This window comes from Pseudomonas sp. BF-RE-22 (assembly GCF_019956155.1).
GTDB classification, from domain to species: domain Bacteria; phylum Pseudomonadota; class Gammaproteobacteria; order Pseudomonadales; family Pseudomonadaceae; genus Aquipseudomonas; species Aquipseudomonas migulae.
In genome coordinates this window covers 145,381-162,678 of sequence record NZ_JAHBDD010000022.1, presented here as the reverse complement: position 1 = coordinate 162,678, position 17,298 = coordinate 145,381, and the positions used below count along the sequence as shown (strand labels likewise).

Sequence of the window (17,298 nt, the reverse complement as noted above, 5' to 3'; positions counted from 1 at the left end):
TCTAGTCGGGTTGAAACACAGCGATTCAGAGCAGCACCACGTCGTATTGTTCCTGGGAATACATGGTTTCCACCTGGAACCGAATGGTGCGTCCGATAAATCCTTCCAGCTCGGCGACGTTGCCCGACTCTTCATCGAGCAAGCGGTCGACGACTTTCTGGTTCGCCAATACACGATAGCCTTCCGCTTGATAGGCGCGAGCCTCACGGAGGATTTCGCGGAAAATTTCGTAGCAGACCGTTTCCGGTGTCTTGAGCTTGCCGCGCCCCTGGCAACTGTTGCACGGCTCGCACAGTACTTGTTCGAGACTTTCGCGGGTGCGCTTGCGGGTCATCTGCACCAGGCCCAACTCGGTGATGCCGATAATGTTGGTCTTGGCGTGGTCGCGCTCCAGTTGTTTCTCCAGCGTACGCAGCACCTGACGCTGATGCTCTTCGTCTTCCATGTCGATGAAGTCGATGATGATGATCCCGCCCAGGTTGCGCAGGCGCAGCTGGCGAGCAATGGCGGTCGCGGCTTCGAGGTTGGTCTTGAAGATGGTTTCTTCAAGGTTGCGATGACCGACGAACGCCCCGGTATTGACGTCGATGGTGCTCATGGCTTCCGCCGGGTCCACCACCAGGTAACCGCCGGACTTCAGCGGGACTTTGCGTTCGAGGGCTTTCTGGATTTCGTCTTCGACGCCGTACAGGTCGAAGATCGGCCGCTCGCCCGGATAATGCTCCAGGCGATCAGCGATTTCCGGCATCAGTTCGGCCACGAACTGCGTGGTTTTCTGGAAGGTTTCCCGGGAGTCGATGCGGATCTTCTCGATCTTCGGGCTGACCAGGTCGCGCAAGGTGCGCAATGCCAGGCCAAGGTCTTCGTAGATCACGCTCGGCGCGCTGATGGTTTTGATCTGCTCGTTGATCTGATCCCAGAGCCGGCGCAGGTAGCGGATGTCCATGAGGATCTCATCGGCCCCGGCGCCTTCGGCGGCGGTACGCAGGATGAAACCACCGGCTTCCTTGATACCTTCCGTGGCCACGCAATCGGTGACCACTTGCTTGAGGCGCTCGCGCTCGGCTTCGTCTTCGATCTTCAGGGAAATGCCGACATGCGCGGTACGCGGCATGTACACCAGATAACGCGAAGGTATTGATAGTTGTGTGGTCAGGCGTGCGCCTTTGGAACCGATCGGGTCCTTGGTGACTTGCACGACCAGGCTTTGGCCTTCATGGACCAGGGAGCTGATGCTTTCGACCGCAGGGCCTTCGCGCAGGGAAATTTCCGAGGCATGAATGAACGCAGCGCGGTCCAGACCGATGTCGACGAACGCCGCCTGCATGCCCGGCAACACCCGCACAACTTTGCCTTTATAGATGTTGCCGACGATACCGCGTTTTTGCGTGCGTTCGACGTGGACCTCTTGCAGGACACCGTTTTCAACCACCGCCACGCGCGATTCCATCGGCGTGATGTTGATCAGGATCTCTTCACTCATGGCAGGGTCTCGTTCAGGCATGTTCACGATAATGGCCGCATCTTGTCAGTACGACGCTCAGCGCGCGTTAAGGGTTTGCCAACAGGGTATGCCGAAATGGCCAAGCAGCTCAGCGGTTTCGCACAGCGGCAGCCCGACCACCGCCGAGTAGCTGCCATTGAGCCCGGCGACAAACACCGCGCCCAGTCCTTGAATGCCATAGCCACCCGCCTTGTCCCGCGGTTCGCCGCTGGCCCAGTAGGCTGCCGCTTCATTGAGATCAATGGGGCGAAAACGCACCAGGCTGCGCACAACACGAGACTCGCAACGCTCACCGTCAAGCAAGGCAATGGCGGTCAGCACTTCATGTTCTTGTCCTGCCAACATCATAAGCATGGCGCACGCGTCGGCTTCGTCCACCGGTTTGCCGAGAATTTTGCCGTTGAGCACTACGGCGGTATCAGCGCCCAGCACGCAGAATGCTGCGTCGGACACGACTGCGCTACGCCCGGCTTCAGCCTTGCCGCGCGCAAGGCGCTCGACATAGGCCGACGGCGATTCATGGTTCAAAGGGGTTTCATCGATGTCCGCGCTGATGGCGGAGAACGGCACGCCGATCTGCGTAAGCAGCTCACGCCGACGCGGCGAGCCTGAGGCGAGGAATAGCTGTTTCATCAAGACATCTCCCTTGTCATGGTGTGGGCAAATGCCTGACCGAATCAGTTAATTTTGTAACGTCGACGCAGACCGCGCAAACCGAAGCTGATCCACGGCCAGAGCAACGCGCTGACCAGTGCCGGCAAGACCAGCGCCAGCGTTGGCTGACGATTGCCGGTCAGGGCGCTGAGCCACAGCTGAACAAGCTGCGCGAGGCCGAAGATCACCAGGATCACCAGGCTCTGTTGCCACATCGGGAACATCCGCAGCCGCTGTTGCAGCGACAGCACCAGGAACGTGATGAGCGTCAGGATCAACGCGTTCTGGCCCAGCAGCGTGCCGTAAAGCACATCTTCGGCCAGGCCCAGGCACCACGCGGTGACCATGCCGACTTTCTGCGGCAGGGCCAACGCCCAGAACGCCAGCAGCAAGGCGAGCCATAGCGGGCGAAGGATTTCCATGAATTGCGGCAGCGGCGAAACGCTGAGCAACATGCCGATGGCGAACGTCAGCCAGATCATCCAGCCGTTTCGGGAGGCGGTAGCACCGACCATTATTCTCTTCCCCCAGTGGTAGCCGGTGCAGAGACAGGCGGTTTGGCAGCGGGCTTCACGACAGCGGGTTGTGTCGCCGGTGGTTTGGCGGCGGGTGCAGTCGCGGGCGGCTTGGCGGCGGCAGGGTGTGCGGCAGCGGGTTTGACCGGGGTTGTGGCAGCAGGCTTGGCCGGGGTCACAGCAGGTGAAGTCGCTGGAACGGCGGCGGCAGCAGCAGGTGCAATCACCGCAGCAGGTTTCGGCACGGTGGCGGGAATGATTGGCCCGCCGCCTTGCGCATCGAGGTTTTCCTGGGCCTGAGCGGCGTCGTTTGCACGCTCTTCCGGTGTACGCGTATCGCTGAACACCAGCAACAGGTAACGGCTACGGTTCAAGGCAGCGGTCGGCACGGCGCGGACAATGGCAAATGGCTGGCCGGAATCGTGAATCACTTCCTTGACCGTCGCCACCGGGTAACCCGCCGGGAATCGCTGGCCGAGACCGGAGCTGACCAGCAAGTCGCCTTCCTTGATATCCGCCGTGTCGGCCACGTGACGCAGTTCCAGACGCTCCGGGTTGCCGGTGCCGCTGGCAATCGCTCGCAGTCCGTTACGGTTCACTTGCACCGGGATGCTGTGGGTGGTGTCGGTGAGCAACAGCACACGGGAGGTGTACGGCATCAACTCGACTACCTGGCCCATCAGGCCACGGGCATCGAGCACCGGCTGACCGAGGACCACACCGTCGCGCTCACCTTTATTGATGATGATGCGATGGGTGAAGGGGTTGGGGTCCATGCCGATCAACTCGGCCACTTCGACCTTCTCGTTGACCAGCGCGGAGGAATTGAGCAACTCGCGCAGCCGAACGTTCTGCTCGGTGAGGGCGGCAAGCTTTTGCATGCGACCCTGCAGCAGCAGGTTTTCGGTCTTGAGTTTTTCGTTTTCGGCGACCAGTTCGGTACGGCTGCCAAACTGGCTGGCCACACCTTGCCATAGCCGCTGCGGCAGGTCGGTGATCCAGTAAGACTGCATCAGCACCAGCGACATCTGGCTACGCACTGGCTTGAGCAGTGTGAAGCGGGCATCGACCACCATCAGCGCGACCGATAGCACGACCAGCACCAACAAGCGCACGCCCAGTGAAGGCCCTTTGGTGAAAAGCGGTTTAATAAGCCGCTCCTCCCAGGCAAATGTTTTCTTTATTCATACGGCAGACCGGCCTGGATACAGACTGACAGAAGGTAAACGCAAACAGGCAGCACTGCAAAGTGCCGCCTGCGCGCTCAACAGCATAGTTGCATCGGGCGATCACTCGCTCGACAGCAGATCCATGGTGTGTTTATCCATCATTTCCAATGCGCGGCCACCGCCGCGAGCAACGCAGGTCAGCGGGTCTTCGGCAACGATCACCGGCAGACCGGTTTCCTGGGCCAGCAACTTGTCGAGGTCACGCAGCAAGGCGCCACCACCGGTCAGTACCAGGCCACGCTCGGCGATGTCGGAAGCCAGCTCCGGAGGCGACTGCTCCAGTGCGCTTTTAACAGCCTGAACGATAGTGGCCAGGGACTCTTGCAGAGCTTCCAGCACTTCATTGGAGTTCAGGGTGAATGCGCGTGGAACGCCTTCGGCCAGGTTACGGCCGCGAACGTCGACTTCGCGAACTTCGCCGCCCGGGTAGGCAGTACCGATTTCCTGTTTGATGCGCTCGGCGGTGGATTCGCCGATCAGGCTGCCGTAGTTGCGGCGCACGTAGGTGATGATCGCTTCGTCGAAGCGGTCGCCGCCAACCCGTACGGATTCGGCGTAAACCACACCGTTCAGGGAGATCAGTGCGATTTCAGTGGTACCACCACCGATATCGACCACCATCGAACCGCGTGCTTCTTCAACCGGCAGGCCGGCACCGATCGCAGCCGCCATCGGCTCTTCGATCAGGAACACTTCACGTGCGCCGGCACCAAGGGCCGATTCACGGATGGCACGACGCTCAACCTGAGTGGATTTGCACGGAACGCAGATCAGCACACGAGGGCTAGGCTGCAGGAAGCTGTTTTCGTGAACCTTGTTGATAAAGTATTGCAGCATCTTTTCGCAGACGCTGAAGTCGGCAATGACGCCATCCTTCATCGGACGAATGGCGGCAATGTTGCCCGGCGTACGGCCGAGCATGCGCTTGGCCTCGGTGCCGACAGCAACGACACTTTTCTGGTTACCGTGTGTCCGAATAGCCACAACCGATGGCTCATTCAGGACGATTCCGCGCTCGCGCACGTAAATAAGGGTGTTGGCAGTGCCCAGGTCAATGGAAAGATCGCTGGAAAACATGCCACGCAGTTTCTTGAACATGGGAAAGGGACCCTAGGCAACGCGTGGGTAAAAAAGTGCGGCAAACTCTAACAACGACAGGGATTTTGGGCAAGGCGCCAATATGTTAAATTGGCCGCTTTTCTGTGCACCAACCCCCACAATCGCGGCCTTATGACCGTAGAAATGCGGTAGTGTTCCGACAATCTAACACACGGATAGCATCCGTTCTGTTTTCCTTCCACTGGAGAATCCCATGACGCTTGAACGCTCCGACGTGGAAAAAATCGCTCATCTGGCCTGTCTGGGCCTCAATGATGCCGATCTTCCACACATCACTTCGGCCCTGAACAGCATTCTGGGACTGGTCGACGAAATGCAGGCGGTCAATACCGACGGTATCGAGCCGCTCGCCCACCCACTGGAAGCCAGCCAGCGCCTGCGTGCAGACGTCGTGACCGAGACCAATCATCGCGAGGCCTATCAGTCCATCGCACCAGCGGTCGAAAACGGCCTGTACCTGGTTCCGAAAGTCATCGACTAAAGGGAAAGAGCCTGCAATGCATCAATTGACTCTGGCCGAGATCGCCCGCGGACTCGCCGATAAAAAGTTTTCTTCCGAAGAGCTGACCAAAGTCCTGCTGGCGCGCATCGCCCAGCTCGATCCACAGCTCAACAGTTTCATCAGCCTCACCGAAGACCTGGCGCTCCAGCAGGCGAAAGCCGCTGACGCACGCCGTGCCAATGGTGAGAGCGGCGCCCTGCTCGGCGCGCCGATCGCCCATAAAGACCTGTTCTGCACCCAGGGCGTGCGCACCAGCTGCGGCTCGAAGATGCTCGACAACTTCAAGGCACCGTACGACGCCACCGTCGTCGCCAAACTGGCAGCCGCCGGCGCGGTGACCCTGGGCAAGACCAACATGGACGAATTCGCCATGGGTTCGGCCAACGAGTCGAGCTACTACGGCGCGGTGAAAAACCCGTGGAACCTGGAACACGTGCCGGGCGGTTCGTCCGGTGGTTCGGCGGCGGCCGTTGCCGCTCGTCTGTTGCCAGCCGCGACCGCCACCGACACCGGCGGCTCGATCCGCCAGCCGGCCGCGTTCACCAACCTCACCGGCCTGAAACCGACCTACGGTCGCGTTTCGCGCTGGGGCATGATCGCTTACGCGTCCAGCCTCGATCAGGGCGGCCCGTTGGCGCGCACTGCCGAAGACTGCGCGATCCTGCTGCAAGGCATGGCCGGTTTCGACAGCAATGACTCCACCAGCATCGACGAGCCCGTGCCGGATTACAGCGCCAGCCTCAACGACTCGTTGAAAGGCCTGCGCATCGGTGTGCCGAAGGAATACTTCAGCGCCGGTCTCGACCCGCGTATCGCCGAGTTGATCCAGAACAGCATCAAGGAGCTGGAAAAGCTCGGTGCCGTGATCAAGGAAATCAGCCTGCCGAACATGCAGCACGCGATTCCTGCGTACTACGTGATCGCCCCGGCAGAAGCGTCTTCCAACCTGTCGCGTTTCGACGGCGTGCGTTTCGGCTATCGCTGCGAAGACCCGAAAAACCTGGAAGACCTGTACAAGCGTTCCCGTGGCGAAGGTTTCGGTGCAGAAGTGCAGCGCCGGATCATGGTCGGCGCCTACGCGCTGTCGGCCGGCTACTACGACGCCTACTACCTGAAGGCGCAGAAGATTCGTCGTTTGGTGAAGAACGACTTCATGGCGGCTTTCAATGAAGTCGACATCATCCTCGGCCCAACCACGCCGAACCCGGCCTGGAAGCTTGGCGCCAAGAGCAGCGACCCGGTCGCTGCCTATCTGGAAGACGTCTACACCATCACCGCCAACCTCGCCGGCCTGCCGGGCTTGTCCATGCCCGCCGGTTTCGTCGATGGCCTGCCGGTCGGCGTGCAACTGCTCGCCCCGTATTTCCAGGAAGGTCGCCTGTTGAACGTTGCCCATCAGTATCAGTTGAACACTGACTGGCACACCCGCACCCCAACCGGCTTCTGAGGAGAAACACATGCAATGGGAAGTCGTGATCGGGCTGGAGATTCATACCCAGCTCACCACCCGGTCGAAAATCTTTTCCGGTAGCTCCACCACTTTCGGTTCCGAGCCGAACACCCAGGCCAGCCTGGTTGACCTCGGCATGCCTGGCGTCTTGCCAGTGCTGAACCAGGAAGCGGTGCGCATGGCCGTGATGTTCGGCCTCGCTATCGATGCCGAGATCGGCCAGCACAACGTGTTCGCCCGTAAAAACTATTTCTACCCGGACCTGCCCAAGGGCTACCAGATCAGCCAGATGGAATTGCCGATTGTCGGCAAGGGCCACCTGGACATCGCCCTTGAAGACGGTACGGTCAAACGCGTTGGCATCACCCGCGCGCACCTGGAAGAAGACGCCGGTAAAAGCCTGCACGAAGAGTTCAACGGTGCCACCGGCATCGACCTGAACCGCGCCGGCACGCCGCTGCTGGAAATCGTTTCCGAGCCGGACATGCGCAGCGCCAAGGAAGCCGTGGCTTACGTCAAGGCTGTCCACGCGCTGGTGCGCTACCTGGGCATCTGCGACGGCAACATGGCCGAAGGTTCGCTGCGTTGCGACTGCAACGTGTCGATCCGTCCGAAAGGCCAGGCTGAGTTCGGCACGCGTTGCGAGATCAAGAACGTCAACTCGTTCCGCTTCATCGAGAAGGCGATCAACACCGAAGTGCAGCGTCAGATCGAACTGATCGAAGACGGCGGCAAGGTGATCCAGCAGACTCGCCTGTACGACCCGAACAAGGACGAAACCCGTCCGATGCGCAGCAAAGAGGAAGCCAACGACTACCGTTACTTCCCCGATCCGGACCTGCTGCCGGTGGTCATCGAGAACTCGTTCCTCGACGACGTGCGCGCCACCCTGCCGGAATTGCCACCGCAGAAACGCGAGCGCTTCCAGGAGCAGTTCGGTCTGTCGGTCTACGACGCCAGCGTCCTGGCCACCAGCCGCGAGCAAGCCGATTACTTCGAGAAAGTCGCGAGCATTGGCGGCGACGCCAAACTGGCGGCCAACTGGGTCATGGTTGAACTGGGCAGCCTGTTGAACAAACAAGGCCTGGACATCGATCAGTCGCCGGTTTCGGCCGAGCAACTGGGCGGCATGCTGCTGCGCATCAAGGACAACACCATCTCCGGCAAGATCGCCAAAGTGGTGTTTGAAGCGATGGCCAATGGCGAAGGCAGCGCAGACGAGATCATCGACAAGCGCGGCTTGAAGCAAGTGACCGATACCGGCGCGATCTCGGCGGTGCTGGACGAAATGCTCGCGGCCAACGCCGAGCAAGTCGAACAATACCGCGCGGCAGACGAAGCCAAACGTGGCAAGATGTTCGGCTTCTTCGTCGGCCAGGCCATGAAAGCCTCCAAAGGCAAGGCCAACCCGCAACAGGTCAACGAACTGCTGAAAAGCAAGCTCGAAGGCTGATGAGCATGGAGCCAGTATTCAAGCCTGGCTCTACCCCCTGTGGGAGCGGGCTTGCTCGCGAAAGCGGTGTGACATTCAGCATTTATGTTGGATGTAATGACCCCTTCGCGAGCAAGCCCGCTCCCACATTTGTTTTTGGGAAACCGTTTATGAAACGTCTACTGGGGGCCTGCGCCCTGTTGTCTTTACTGGCCGGTTGCGCCAGCACCGATGTCGTCGATCCTCACGGTTACGACCAGACAGGCGTGGCGTCCTACTACGGCGCCAAACACCAGGGCAAACGTACCGCCAGCGGTGAACGTTTCGACAAAAATTCCATGACCGCTGCCCACCGCCAACTACCCTTTGGTACGCGGGTGAAGGTCACCAATCTGAAAAACGACAAATCCTGTGTAGTCCGCATCAATGATCGCGGGCCGCACACTCGCGGGCGCCTGATCGACTTGTCTCACGAAGCCGCCGAGCAACTGGGCATGATCAAAAGCGGCACCGCACGGGTTCGCGTGCAAGCCCTCGACTGACTCACGGAGCCCCGACCATTTTCGGACTTGCCGACTTACCCCTGCTCAGCGTGATTGAACTGCTCAGCGGCCTGGTTCTACTGATCGCCGGTGCCGAACTGATGGTGCGCGCCGCCGTGCGCGTGGCCGCGCGACTGCACGTTCGACCGTTGATCATCGGCCTGACCATCGTCGCCCTCGGCAGCAGCGCACCGCAGATGGCCGTCAGCCTGCAAGCCACGCTGGCGCAGAACGCCGACATCGCCGTCGGCAGCGTGATCGGCAGCAGCATCTTCAACATCCTCGTCACCCTCGGGCTTTCGGCGCTGATCATCCCGCTGCGGGTCTCGCGACAACTGGTGCGCCTGGATATTCCATTGATGATCGGCGCCAGCCTGCTGGTGTTCGTCCTGGCATGGAATGAAGAACTGACCCGGGTCGACGGCGTCCTGCTATTGGCGGCGCTGATGGTGTATCTGGGCCTGCTGCTGCGCCAGTCGCGGCATTCGGCGCGCCCACAAACGAGCCCGCATGAAGGCCCTGAAGTTCCGTGGTTCAGCAGCCTGCTGATGATCGTCGCGGGCCTGGCGATGCTGATCTACGCCGGGCATTTGCTGCTGGGCGCCGCGGTGTCGGTCGCCACGGACCTGGGGCTGTCGGAACGGATCATCGGCCTGACCATCGTCGCCGTCAGCACTTCGTTGCCGGAACTGGCGACCTCGTTGATCGCGGCATTGCGTGGCCAGCGCGACATCGCCGTAGGCAACGTGATCGGCAGCAACCTGTTCAACCTGTTGGGCGTGCTGGGCGTTACCGCACTGATCGCGCCGTCGCCGCTGTCGGTCTCGCCCAACGCGCTGGATTTCGACTTGCCGGTGATGCTCGGCGTCGCGGCGCTGTGCCTGCCGGTGTTCTATTCCGGCTACCGGGTGACCCGCGCCGAAGGTCTGCTGTTTTTGGGTTTGTACCTGGCTTACGGCCTGCACGTGGTGTCGTTCACCACCGGCATGCCGCTGGCCGGCAAGCTTGAACACCTGATGCTGTTTTTCGTCCTGCCGGCGCTGTTGGCGTTTTTGCTGTTCACGTCGCTGCGCGCCTGGCGTCGCCAACACCACAAGAAGGAATTGCCATGACCGACAATAAAAAAACCGGCGTTGAAGTCCGCCGCCAAGTGATGGGCGACGCGTTCGTCGATCGCGCATTGGGCAATGCCACCGAGTTCACCCAGCCGTTGCAGGATTTCGTCAATGAACACGCCTGGGGCAGTGTGTGGAGCCGCGAAGGTTTGCCGCTGAAAACCCGCAGCCTGATCACCCTCGCCGCGCTGACCGCGTTGAAGTGCCCACAGGAATTGAAAGGCCACGTGCGCGGCGCGCTGAACAACGGTTGCACCGTGGAAGAGATTCGCGAGGCTCTGCTGCATTGCGCGGTGTATGCCGGTGTGCCGGCGGCGATCGATGCGTTTCGGGCGGCGCAGGAAGTGATCGATAGCTATCAGAAGCCGGAGTAAGCAGGTCCGCCGCTTTCGCGGGCAAGCCTCGCTCCTACACGTTCGATGACCTTCTGTAGGAGCGAGGCTCGCCCGCGAATGGATCTAAAGCGCACAGAGAATCTGAAGCTAGATCCACCCACCCCACTGCAACAAAAAGATCCCGATATTGGTGGTCACCGCCGCCATCAGCGTGGTGATCACAATAATCGCCGCCGCCAGTTCATGATTGCCATCGGCCTGACGCGCCATGACAAAACTGGCCGCCGCGGTCGGGCTGCCGAAGTACAGGAACAGAATCCCCAACTCCGCCCCGCGAAAACCCCAGAGCCATGCGCCCAGCGTCGCCAGCACCGGCAGGCCGATCATCTTCACCAGGCTGGAGCTGAGTGCCATGTTGCCGCTTTTGCGCATCGCCGCCAGCGACAGCGTGCCGCCGATGCAGATCAACGCCAAGGGCAACGTGGTTTGCGCCAGGTACTGCCCGGACTTCTCCAGCCAGCCCGGCAAGGCAATATTGAAATACGCAAACGGCGCCGCCGCAAACACGCTGATGATCAGCGGGTTGTTCATCACGCTTTTGCAGATACTCCACGGGTCGGACTTGATCACCGGGCTGTACACCGCCAGCACAATGGTCGACAGCGTGTTGTAAAACAGGATCACCAGTGCCGCGAGAATCGCGCCAAGGGAAATTCCGTAATCGCCGTACATGCTCGCTGCCAGCGCGAGGCCGATAACGCCGTTGTTGCCGCGAAACGCACCCTGGGTGTAAATCCCGCGGTCTTCACGCGGGCACTTCCAGATCGCCCAGCCCCAGGCGATGGCGAAGCTGACCAGCGTGGCAATCGAAAAATAGATCAGCAGCGACGGTTGCAGCGCGGCGTGCAAGTCGGCATGCAGGATGCCCAGAAACAGCAACGCCGGCATGGTGACGTTGAACACCAGAGCCGACGCAGTGTGGATGAAATTGTCGTTGATCCAGTTGATGCGCTTGAGCAGCACGCCCAGAAACAGCATGGCAAACACCGGCGCGGTGATGTTCAGGGTTTCGAGGAAGATAGCCAGCATGCCGGGGGTCACCTTGGGTGGGCGTCGTTAGGGGGCTAATGATAAGCCACCCAGGGCGTTGGCGTCTGGTAGAAAGCCTTCGCGGGCAAGCCTCGCTCCTACAGGTTCGGTGATCTTCTGTAGGAGCGAGCGGTGCGGCGACCCGACTTGCCCGCGAAGAACGATGACGCGGTCTTACGTGATCGGTGCAGGGTTGAACAGGGTAATGTCGTTATGCAGCTTGTGCCGCTCCGACCACGTCTGTTTCTTCCCGCTGGCCACATCCAGGTAGTAGTGAAACAACTCCCAGCCGAGATCCTCGATCGACGCGCGTCCGGTCGCAATCCGCCCGGCATCGATGTCGATCAGGTCCGGCCAGCGCTGCGCCAGTTCGGTCCGGGTCGACACCTTCACCACCGGCGCCATCGCCAGGCCATACGGCGTGCCACGCCCGGTGGTGAACACGTGCAGGTTCATCCCGGCCGCCAGTTGCAACGTCCCGCAGACAAAATCGCTGGCCGGGGTCGCGCAGAAAATCAGGCCTTTGCGCTTGAAGCGCTCGCCAGGACCCAGCACGCCGTTGATCGCGCTGCTGCCGGATTTGACGATCGACCCAAGGGATTTCTCGACAATGTTCGACAACCCGCCCTTCTTGTTGCCCGGCGTGGTGTTGGCGCTGCGATCCGCTTCGCCCTTGGCCAGGTAACGGTCGTACCAGTCCATTTCCCGCACCAGTTCCTGAGCGACCTCCTCGGTTTCGGCGCGGGACGTCAGCAGGTAAATCGCGTCGCGCACTTCGGTGACTTCGGAAAACATCACCGTCGCACCGGCGCGCAGCAACAGGTCAGAGGCGTAACCCAGCGCCGGGTTGGCGGTGATGCCGGAGAACGCATCGCTGCCACCACACTGCATGCCGAGAATCAGTTCGGACGCCGGCACGGTTTCCCGGCGACGTTGATCGAGCTTCTTCAATCGAGTCTCGGCCAGGGCCATGATCTGCTCGATCATTTCGGTGAAACCGTGACTCGAATCCTGCAAGCGATACAGCCACGGATCGCTCAAATCCACCGAGCTGTCGTTCTCGTGCATCACCTGCCCGGCCTGCAATTTCTCGCAGCCCAGGCTGATCACCAGCGCTTCGCCGCCCAGGTTCGGATTGCGCGCCAGGTTACGCACGGTGCGGATCGGGATGTACGCATCCGTCGCGGTGATTGCCACGCCGCAGCCGTAGCTGTGAGTCAACGCGACCACGTCATCGACGTTCGGGTACTTGGGCAGCAACTCGTCCTTGATGCGCTTGACCGCATGATCCAGAACGCCGGTGACACACTGCACCGTGGTGGTAATCCCGAGAATGTTGCGCGTGCCGACGGTGCCGTCGGCGTTGCGATAACCCTCGAACGTAAAGCCTTCCAGCGGTGCCTGCGCCGCCGGCACCTCGGTGGACAGCGGCAAGCTGTCCAGCGGTGGCGCGGTGGGCATGCGCAGTTGATCTTCCTTGACCCAACTGCCGCGCGGAATCGGCTGCAACGCGTAGCCAATGGTCTGGCCGTAACGAATCACCTGACCGCCCTCGGGAATGTCCTCGAGGGTGACCTTGTGGCTCTGCGGCACGAAGTCCACGGTGACCAGGCCATCGGGAAACTCGGTGCCCGCCGGCACGCCCTGATCGTTGACCACGATCACGACGTTGTCTCGCTCGTGCAGGCGGATGTAGCGCGGCGAGTCGGAATGTTCAATCAACTGCATGACGCCGCTCCTCAGGAATGCGCTTGTGACAATTTGTTGTTTGTTTCAGGGCCGCTGACCGGTGGCTCTTTGAGCACCACACGTTTGATCGGGCCAACGATCACCAGGTAGCTGAACACTGCAACCAGTGCGTTGCAACCGACAAACACCAGTGCCCACTTGAACGAACCGGTGGAGCTGATGATGTAGCCGATGACGATCGGCGTGGTAATCGACGCGATGTTGCCGAAGGTGTTGAACAGGCCCCCGCTGAGACCGGCAATCTGTTTCGGCGAGGTATCGGACACGACTGCCCAACCCAGCGCACCCACGCCTTTGCCGAAGAAAGCCAAGGCCATGAAGCCCACGACCATCCATTCAACATCGACATAGTTGCAAGCCACGATGCTGCTGGAAACCAGCAAGCCCGCGATGATCGGCGCCTTGCGAGCAAAGGTCAGGGAATGGCCCTTGCGCAGCAGGTAGTCGGAAATCACCCCGCCGAGCACACCACCGATGAAACCGCAGATCGCCGGCAACGAAGCGATGAAACCAGCCTTGAGGATGGTCATGCCGCGTTCTTGCACCAGGTACACCGGGAACCAGGTCAGGAAGAAGTAGGTGATGCCGTTGATGCAGTATTGGCCCAGGTACACGCCGAGCATCATGCGGTTGGTCAGCAACTGGCGGATGTAGTCCCACTTCGGACCGTCGCTTTTTTTGCCTTTGCCTTTGTCCTGGTCCATATCGACCATGCCGCCGTTGTCGGCGATGTGTTTGAACTCAGCGTCGTTGATCATCGGGTGCTGGCGTGGGCTGTAGATCACCTTCAGCCAGATGCCCGAGAAGATGATGCCGATCACGCCCATCACGATGAACACGTGCTGCCAGCCGAAGCTGTAGACGATCCAGCCCATCAGCGGCGCGAACAACACGGTGGCAAAGTATTGCGCCGAGTTGAAGATCGCCGAGGCGGTGCCGCGTTCAGCGGTCGGGAACCAGGCGGCCACGATGCGTGCGTTACCAGGGAAGGATGGCGCTTCGGCCAGGCCCACCAGGAAGCGCAGCATGAACAGCGCAACCACTGCCGTGGACATGCCGAACTCGCCGACATAGCCCTGCAGCACGGTGAACAATGACCAGGTGAAAATGCTCAGCGCGTAGATTTTTTTCGAGCCGAAACGGTCCAGCAGCCAGCCACCGGGAATTTGCCCGGCCACGTAGGCCCAACCGAATGCGGAAAAGATGTAACCGAGGGTGACCGCGTCGATGCCGAGGTCTTTTTGCAGGCTGGAGCCCGCGATTGCGATGGTTGCCCGGTCGGCGTAGTTGATCGTGGTCACCAGAAAAAGCATGAGCAAAATCAAATAGCGGACGTGGGTCGGCTTGGTCGCTTGCATGTAGATGTACTCCCACTGATTATTTTTATGCGGGTAATAACGATGTTCTGTAGGAGCCGGCTTGCTGGCGATGCAGGCACCTCGGTGTGTCATTTACACCGTGGTGATGCGATCGCCAGCAAGCCGGCTCCTACAGGTATTGCGTGAATCAGGAACCGATGTAGGAGGTCTTCACAACCGTGTAGAACTCTTGCGCGTAGCGACCTTGCTCGCGGGAACCATAGGATGAACCTTTACGCCCACCGAATGGAACGTGGTAATCCACGCCCGCCGTCGGCAGGTTGACCATCACCATCCCGGCCTGGGAGTGGCGTTTGAAGTGGTTGGCGTACTTCAGCGACGTGGTGGCGATGCCCGCCGACAGACCAAATTCGGTGTCGTTGGCCATGGCCAGTGCAGCGTCGTAATCCGCCACGCGAACGATGTTGGCCACCGGGCCGAAGATCTCTTCGCGACTGATGCGCATCGCCGCTTCGCTGTCGGCAAACAGCGTAGGCGCGAGGTAGTAGCCTTCGGTGTCGCAGGTCACCAGACCGCCGCCGCTGACCAGACGTGCACCTTCGGACTGACCGATGTCGATGTACTTCATGTCCTGTTCAAGCTGAGCTTGCGAGACCACCGGTCCAATGTCGGTGCCGGTTTTCAGCGCGTGGCCGACCTTGATCGGCTTCATGCGCTCGGCCATCGCTTCGACGAACTTGTCGTGGATGCCGGCAGTGACGATGAAGCGGCTGGAAGCGGTGCAACGCTGGCCGGTGGAGTAGAACGCGCTCTGTACCGACAGTTCGACCGCTTGCTTGAGGTCGGCGTCGTCGAGGATGATCTGCGGGTTCTTGCCACCCATTTCCAGCTGAACCTTGGCCTGGCGCGACACGCAGCTGACGGCGATCTGACGACCGACACCGACGGAACCGGTGAAGCTGATGCCATCGACTTTCCGGCTCTGAACCATTGCATCGCCAACCACGCGACCGCTGCCCATCACCAGGTTGAACACGCCGGCCGGGAAGCCTGCGCGGGAGATGATTTCAGCCAGCGCCCAGGCGCAACCCGGCACCAGATCCGCCGGTTTCAGCACGACGCAGTTGCCGTAGGCCAGGGCCGGGGCGATTTTCCACGCAGGGATGGCAATCGGGAAGTTCCACGGGGTGATCAGGCCAACCACGCCCAAGGCTTCGCGAGTGACTTCGACGTTGACGCCCGGACGTACCGACGGCAAGTAGTCGCCGGACAGACGCAGGGTTTCACCGGCGAAGAACTTGAAGATGTTACCGGCGCGGGTCACTTCGCCGATGGCTTCAGGCAGGGTCTTGCCCTCTTCCCGAGCCAGCAAGGTGCCGAGTTCTTCGCGGCGAGCGAGGATTTCAGTACCGACTTTATCCAGCGAGTCGTGGCGGGCTTGAATGCCCGAGGTCGACCAGGCCGGGAACGCAGCACGAGCGGCGTCGATGGCGGCGTGGACCTGGGCCAGATCAGCCTTGGCGTATTCACCGATGGTGTCGGTCAGTTCGGACGGGTTGATGTTGGCGCAGTATTCACTGCCGGCAACCCATTCACCGTTGATGTAGTTATCGAAACGCTTTGTATCAGCCACAACAATCTCCTCACGCAAAAGGCCGCTGATTGCTCAGCGGCCTTGTTTAATCGGGTGTGTTACTGCGCACCTTGCTTGTCGATCAGCGCGGCGAGCATTTCGTACTCTTCGCCGGTCAGATCGGTCAGCGGCGCACGCACAGGACCTGCGTCATAGCCGGCAATTTTCGCACCCGCCTTGACGATGCTCACCGCATAACCGGATTTGCGGTTACGGATGTCCAGGTACGGCAGGAAGAAGTCGTCGATGATCTTGCCGACGGTGGCGTGATCTTCGCGAGCGATGGCGTGGTAGAAATCCATCGCGGTTTTCGGGATGAAGTTGAACACCGCCGAGGAGTAAACCGGTACGCCCAAGGCCTTGTAGGCAGCGGCGTAGACTTCGGCAGTCGGCAAACCACCCAGGTAGCTGAAGCGATCGCCGAGGCGACGACGGATCGACACCATCAACTCGATATCGCCCAGGCCATCCTTGTAGCCGATCAGGTTCGGGCAGCGCTCGGCCAGGCGTTCCAGCAGCGGCGCGGTCAGGCGGCAGACGTTACGGTTGTAAACCACCACGCCGATCTTCACCGATTTGCACACGGCTTCAACGTGGGCGGCAACGCCGTCCTGGCTGGCTTCGGTCAGGTAGTGCGGCAGCAGCAACAGGCCTTTGGCGCCCAGACGCTCGGCTTCCTGTGCGTATTCGATGGCTTGACGGGTCGAACCGCCAACGCCGGCCAGAATCGGCACGCTGGTTTCGCAGGTGTCGACGGCAGTCTTGATGATTTCCGAATATTCGCTGGCCGCCAGGGAGAAGAACTCACCGGTGCCGCCTGCGGCGAACAGAGCCGAGGCGCCGTATGGGGCCAGCCATTCGAGACGCTTGATGTAGCCCGCGCGATTGAAGTCGCCCTGAGCATTGAAATCGGTAACCGGGAAAGACAACAGACCGGAAGAGAGGATGGACTTCAGTTCTTGTGGATTCATTATTCGAACACCCTGGGTAGCAACGTTTGTTTGTGTGTGTGAGAAAACCGTTCAGCCTGCGCCGAAGTTGTAGGTCATCGTACAACTTAAAAAACAACCGTCAACTGCATTTCATCGCCGCACCCAAAATTTATGCGTCG

At 60.5% G+C, this 17,298-nt stretch carries 16 protein-coding genes; 6 read left to right on the top strand and 10 right to left on the bottom strand.

All coding sequences use genetic code 11. The features are described from left to right. Positions 1-25: 25 nt before the first annotated feature. The 5 genes from rng to mreB form a co-directional block, all read right to left on the bottom strand. On the bottom strand, positions 26-1,483 hold the full coding sequence (gene rng, locus KGA82_RS13340; protein WP_008026884.1) for a ribonuclease G: 1,458 nt from the start codon (positions 1,481-1,483) through the stop codon (positions 26-28). Positions 1,484-1,540: 57 nt separating this feature from the next. Then, positions 1,541-2,137 carry a Maf family protein gene (locus tag KGA82_RS13335; RefSeq protein WP_223450678.1) on the bottom strand — a complete coding sequence of 199 codons (597 nt, stop codon included), beginning with the start codon at positions 2,135-2,137 and terminating at the stop codon, positions 1,541-1,543. Positions 2,138-2,181: 44 nt separating this feature from the next. After that, on the bottom strand, positions 2,182-2,673 hold the full coding sequence (gene mreD / locus KGA82_RS13330) for a rod shape-determining protein MreD (protein ID WP_008037410.1): 492 nt from the start codon (positions 2,671-2,673) through the stop codon (positions 2,182-2,184). Further along, complete coding sequence (gene mreC, locus KGA82_RS13325) at positions 2,673-3,824, bottom strand: rod shape-determining protein MreC (RefSeq protein WP_223450885.1); 1,152 nt, start codon at positions 3,822-3,824, stop codon at positions 2,673-2,675. The genes mreD and mreC overlap by 1 nt, the downstream gene beginning before the upstream one ends. A gap of 138 nt (positions 3,825-3,962) precedes the next feature. Next, on the bottom strand, positions 3,963-5,000 hold the full coding sequence (gene mreB, locus KGA82_RS13320; RefSeq protein ID WP_002555108.1) for a rod shape-determining protein MreB: 1,038 nt from the start codon (positions 4,998-5,000) through the stop codon (positions 3,963-3,965). A gap of 214 nt (positions 5,001-5,214) precedes the next feature. Here mreB and gatC point away from each other — a divergent pair, with 214 nt between their 5' ends. The 6 genes from gatC (at position 5,215) to KGA82_RS13290 (ending at position 10,436) form a co-directional block, all read left to right on the top strand. Then, complete coding sequence (gene gatC, locus KGA82_RS13315) at positions 5,215-5,502, top strand: Asp-tRNA(Asn)/Glu-tRNA(Gln) amidotransferase subunit GatC (RefSeq protein ID WP_008026876.1); 288 nt, start codon at positions 5,215-5,217, stop codon at positions 5,500-5,502. A gap of 16 nt (positions 5,503-5,518) precedes the next feature. Further along, positions 5,519-6,970: an Asp-tRNA(Asn)/Glu-tRNA(Gln) amidotransferase subunit GatA gene (gene gatA / locus KGA82_RS13310; protein ID WP_008026874.1), complete on the top strand. Its 1,452-nt coding sequence runs from the start codon at positions 5,519-5,521 to the stop codon at positions 6,968-6,970. 10 nt (positions 6,971-6,980) lie between these two features. Beyond that, positions 6,981-8,426, top strand: a complete 1,446-nt coding sequence (gene gatB / locus KGA82_RS13305; protein WP_008026871.1) for an Asp-tRNA(Asn)/Glu-tRNA(Gln) amidotransferase subunit GatB — start codon at positions 6,981-6,983, stop codon at positions 8,424-8,426. Positions 8,427-8,575: 149 nt separating this feature from the next. Then, positions 8,576-8,947, top strand: a complete 372-nt coding sequence (locus KGA82_RS13300) for a septal ring lytic transglycosylase RlpA family protein (protein ID WP_008037420.1) — start codon at positions 8,576-8,578, stop codon at positions 8,945-8,947. Between the two features lie 50 nt (positions 8,948-8,997). After that, positions 8,998-10,059 (top strand): calcium/sodium antiporter, encoded by a 1,062-nt coding sequence (locus KGA82_RS13295; protein ID WP_008037426.1) that lies wholly within the window; start codon positions 8,998-9,000, stop codon positions 10,057-10,059. Continuing rightward, positions 10,056-10,436, top strand: a complete 381-nt coding sequence (locus KGA82_RS13290) for a carboxymuconolactone decarboxylase family protein (protein WP_008026864.1) — start codon at positions 10,056-10,058, stop codon at positions 10,434-10,436. The genes KGA82_RS13295 and KGA82_RS13290 overlap by 4 nt, the downstream gene beginning before the upstream one ends. A 108-nt stretch (positions 10,437-10,544) precedes the next feature. Here the strand turns inward: KGA82_RS13290 and KGA82_RS13285 are convergent, their stop codons facing one another. From KGA82_RS13285 to kdgD, 5 genes are all read right to left on the bottom strand, one after another. After that, positions 10,545-11,486, bottom strand: coding sequence for an AEC family transporter (locus tag KGA82_RS13285; RefSeq protein ID WP_008026863.1), 942 nt, complete (start codon positions 11,484-11,486; stop codon positions 10,545-10,547). Between the two features lie 174 nt (positions 11,487-11,660). Then, positions 11,661-13,214 (bottom strand): galactarate dehydratase, encoded by a 1,554-nt coding sequence (gene garD, locus KGA82_RS13280; protein ID WP_008037432.1) that lies wholly within the window; start codon positions 13,212-13,214, stop codon positions 11,661-11,663. Positions 13,215-13,225: 11 nt separating this feature from the next. Beyond that, positions 13,226-14,593, bottom strand: coding sequence for an MFS transporter (locus KGA82_RS13275; protein WP_008026859.1), 1,368 nt, complete (start codon positions 14,591-14,593; stop codon positions 13,226-13,228). Positions 14,594-14,741: 148 nt separating this feature from the next. Beyond that, positions 14,742-16,187 carry an aldehyde dehydrogenase family protein gene (locus KGA82_RS13270; protein WP_223450675.1) on the bottom strand — a complete coding sequence of 482 codons (1,446 nt, stop codon included), beginning with the start codon at positions 16,185-16,187 and terminating at the stop codon, positions 14,742-14,744. A 59-nt stretch (positions 16,188-16,246) separates the two neighbouring features. Next, positions 16,247-17,158, bottom strand: coding sequence for a 5-dehydro-4-deoxyglucarate dehydratase (gene kdgD / locus KGA82_RS13265; protein WP_008026855.1), 912 nt, complete (start codon positions 17,156-17,158; stop codon positions 16,247-16,249). Between the last annotated feature and the right edge of the window lie 140 nt (positions 17,159-17,298).

Coding starts and splice junctions, on each gene's coding strand:
- rng (WP_008026884.1), bottom strand. CDS start 1,483: ATGAGTGAAGAGATCCTGATCAACATCACGCCGATGGAATCGCGCGTG.
- KGA82_RS13335 (WP_223450678.1), bottom strand. CDS start 2,137: ATGAAACAGCTATTCCTCGCCTCAGGCTCGCCGCGTCGGCGTGAGCTG.
- mreD (WP_008037410.1), bottom strand. CDS start 2,673: ATGGTCGGTGCTACCGCCTCCCGAAACGGCTGGATGATCTGGCTGACG.
- mreB (WP_002555108.1), bottom strand. CDS start 5,000: ATGTTCAAGAAACTGCGTGGCATGTTTTCCAGCGATCTTTCCATTGAC.
- gatC (WP_008026876.1), top strand. CDS start 5,215: ATGACGCTTGAACGCTCCGACGTGGAAAAAATCGCTCATCTGGCCTGT.
- gatA (WP_008026874.1), top strand. CDS start 5,519: ATGCATCAATTGACTCTGGCCGAGATCGCCCGCGGACTCGCCGATAAA.
- gatB (WP_008026871.1), top strand. CDS start 6,981: ATGCAATGGGAAGTCGTGATCGGGCTGGAGATTCATACCCAGCTCACC.
- KGA82_RS13300 (WP_008037420.1), top strand. CDS start 8,576: ATGAAACGTCTACTGGGGGCCTGCGCCCTGTTGTCTTTACTGGCCGGT.
- KGA82_RS13290 (WP_008026864.1), top strand. CDS start 10,056: ATGACCGACAATAAAAAAACCGGCGTTGAAGTCCGCCGCCAAGTGATG.
- KGA82_RS13285 (WP_008026863.1), bottom strand. CDS start 11,486: ATGCTGGCTATCTTCCTCGAAACCCTGAACATCACCGCGCCGGTGTTT.
- garD (WP_008037432.1), bottom strand. CDS start 13,214: ATGCAGTTGATTGAACATTCCGACTCGCCGCGCTACATCCGCCTGCAC.
- KGA82_RS13275 (WP_008026859.1), bottom strand. CDS start 14,593: ATGCAAGCGACCAAGCCGACCCACGTCCGCTATTTGATTTTGCTCATG.
- kdgD (WP_008026855.1), bottom strand. CDS start 17,158: ATGAATCCACAAGAACTGAAGTCCATCCTCTCTTCCGGTCTGTTGTCT.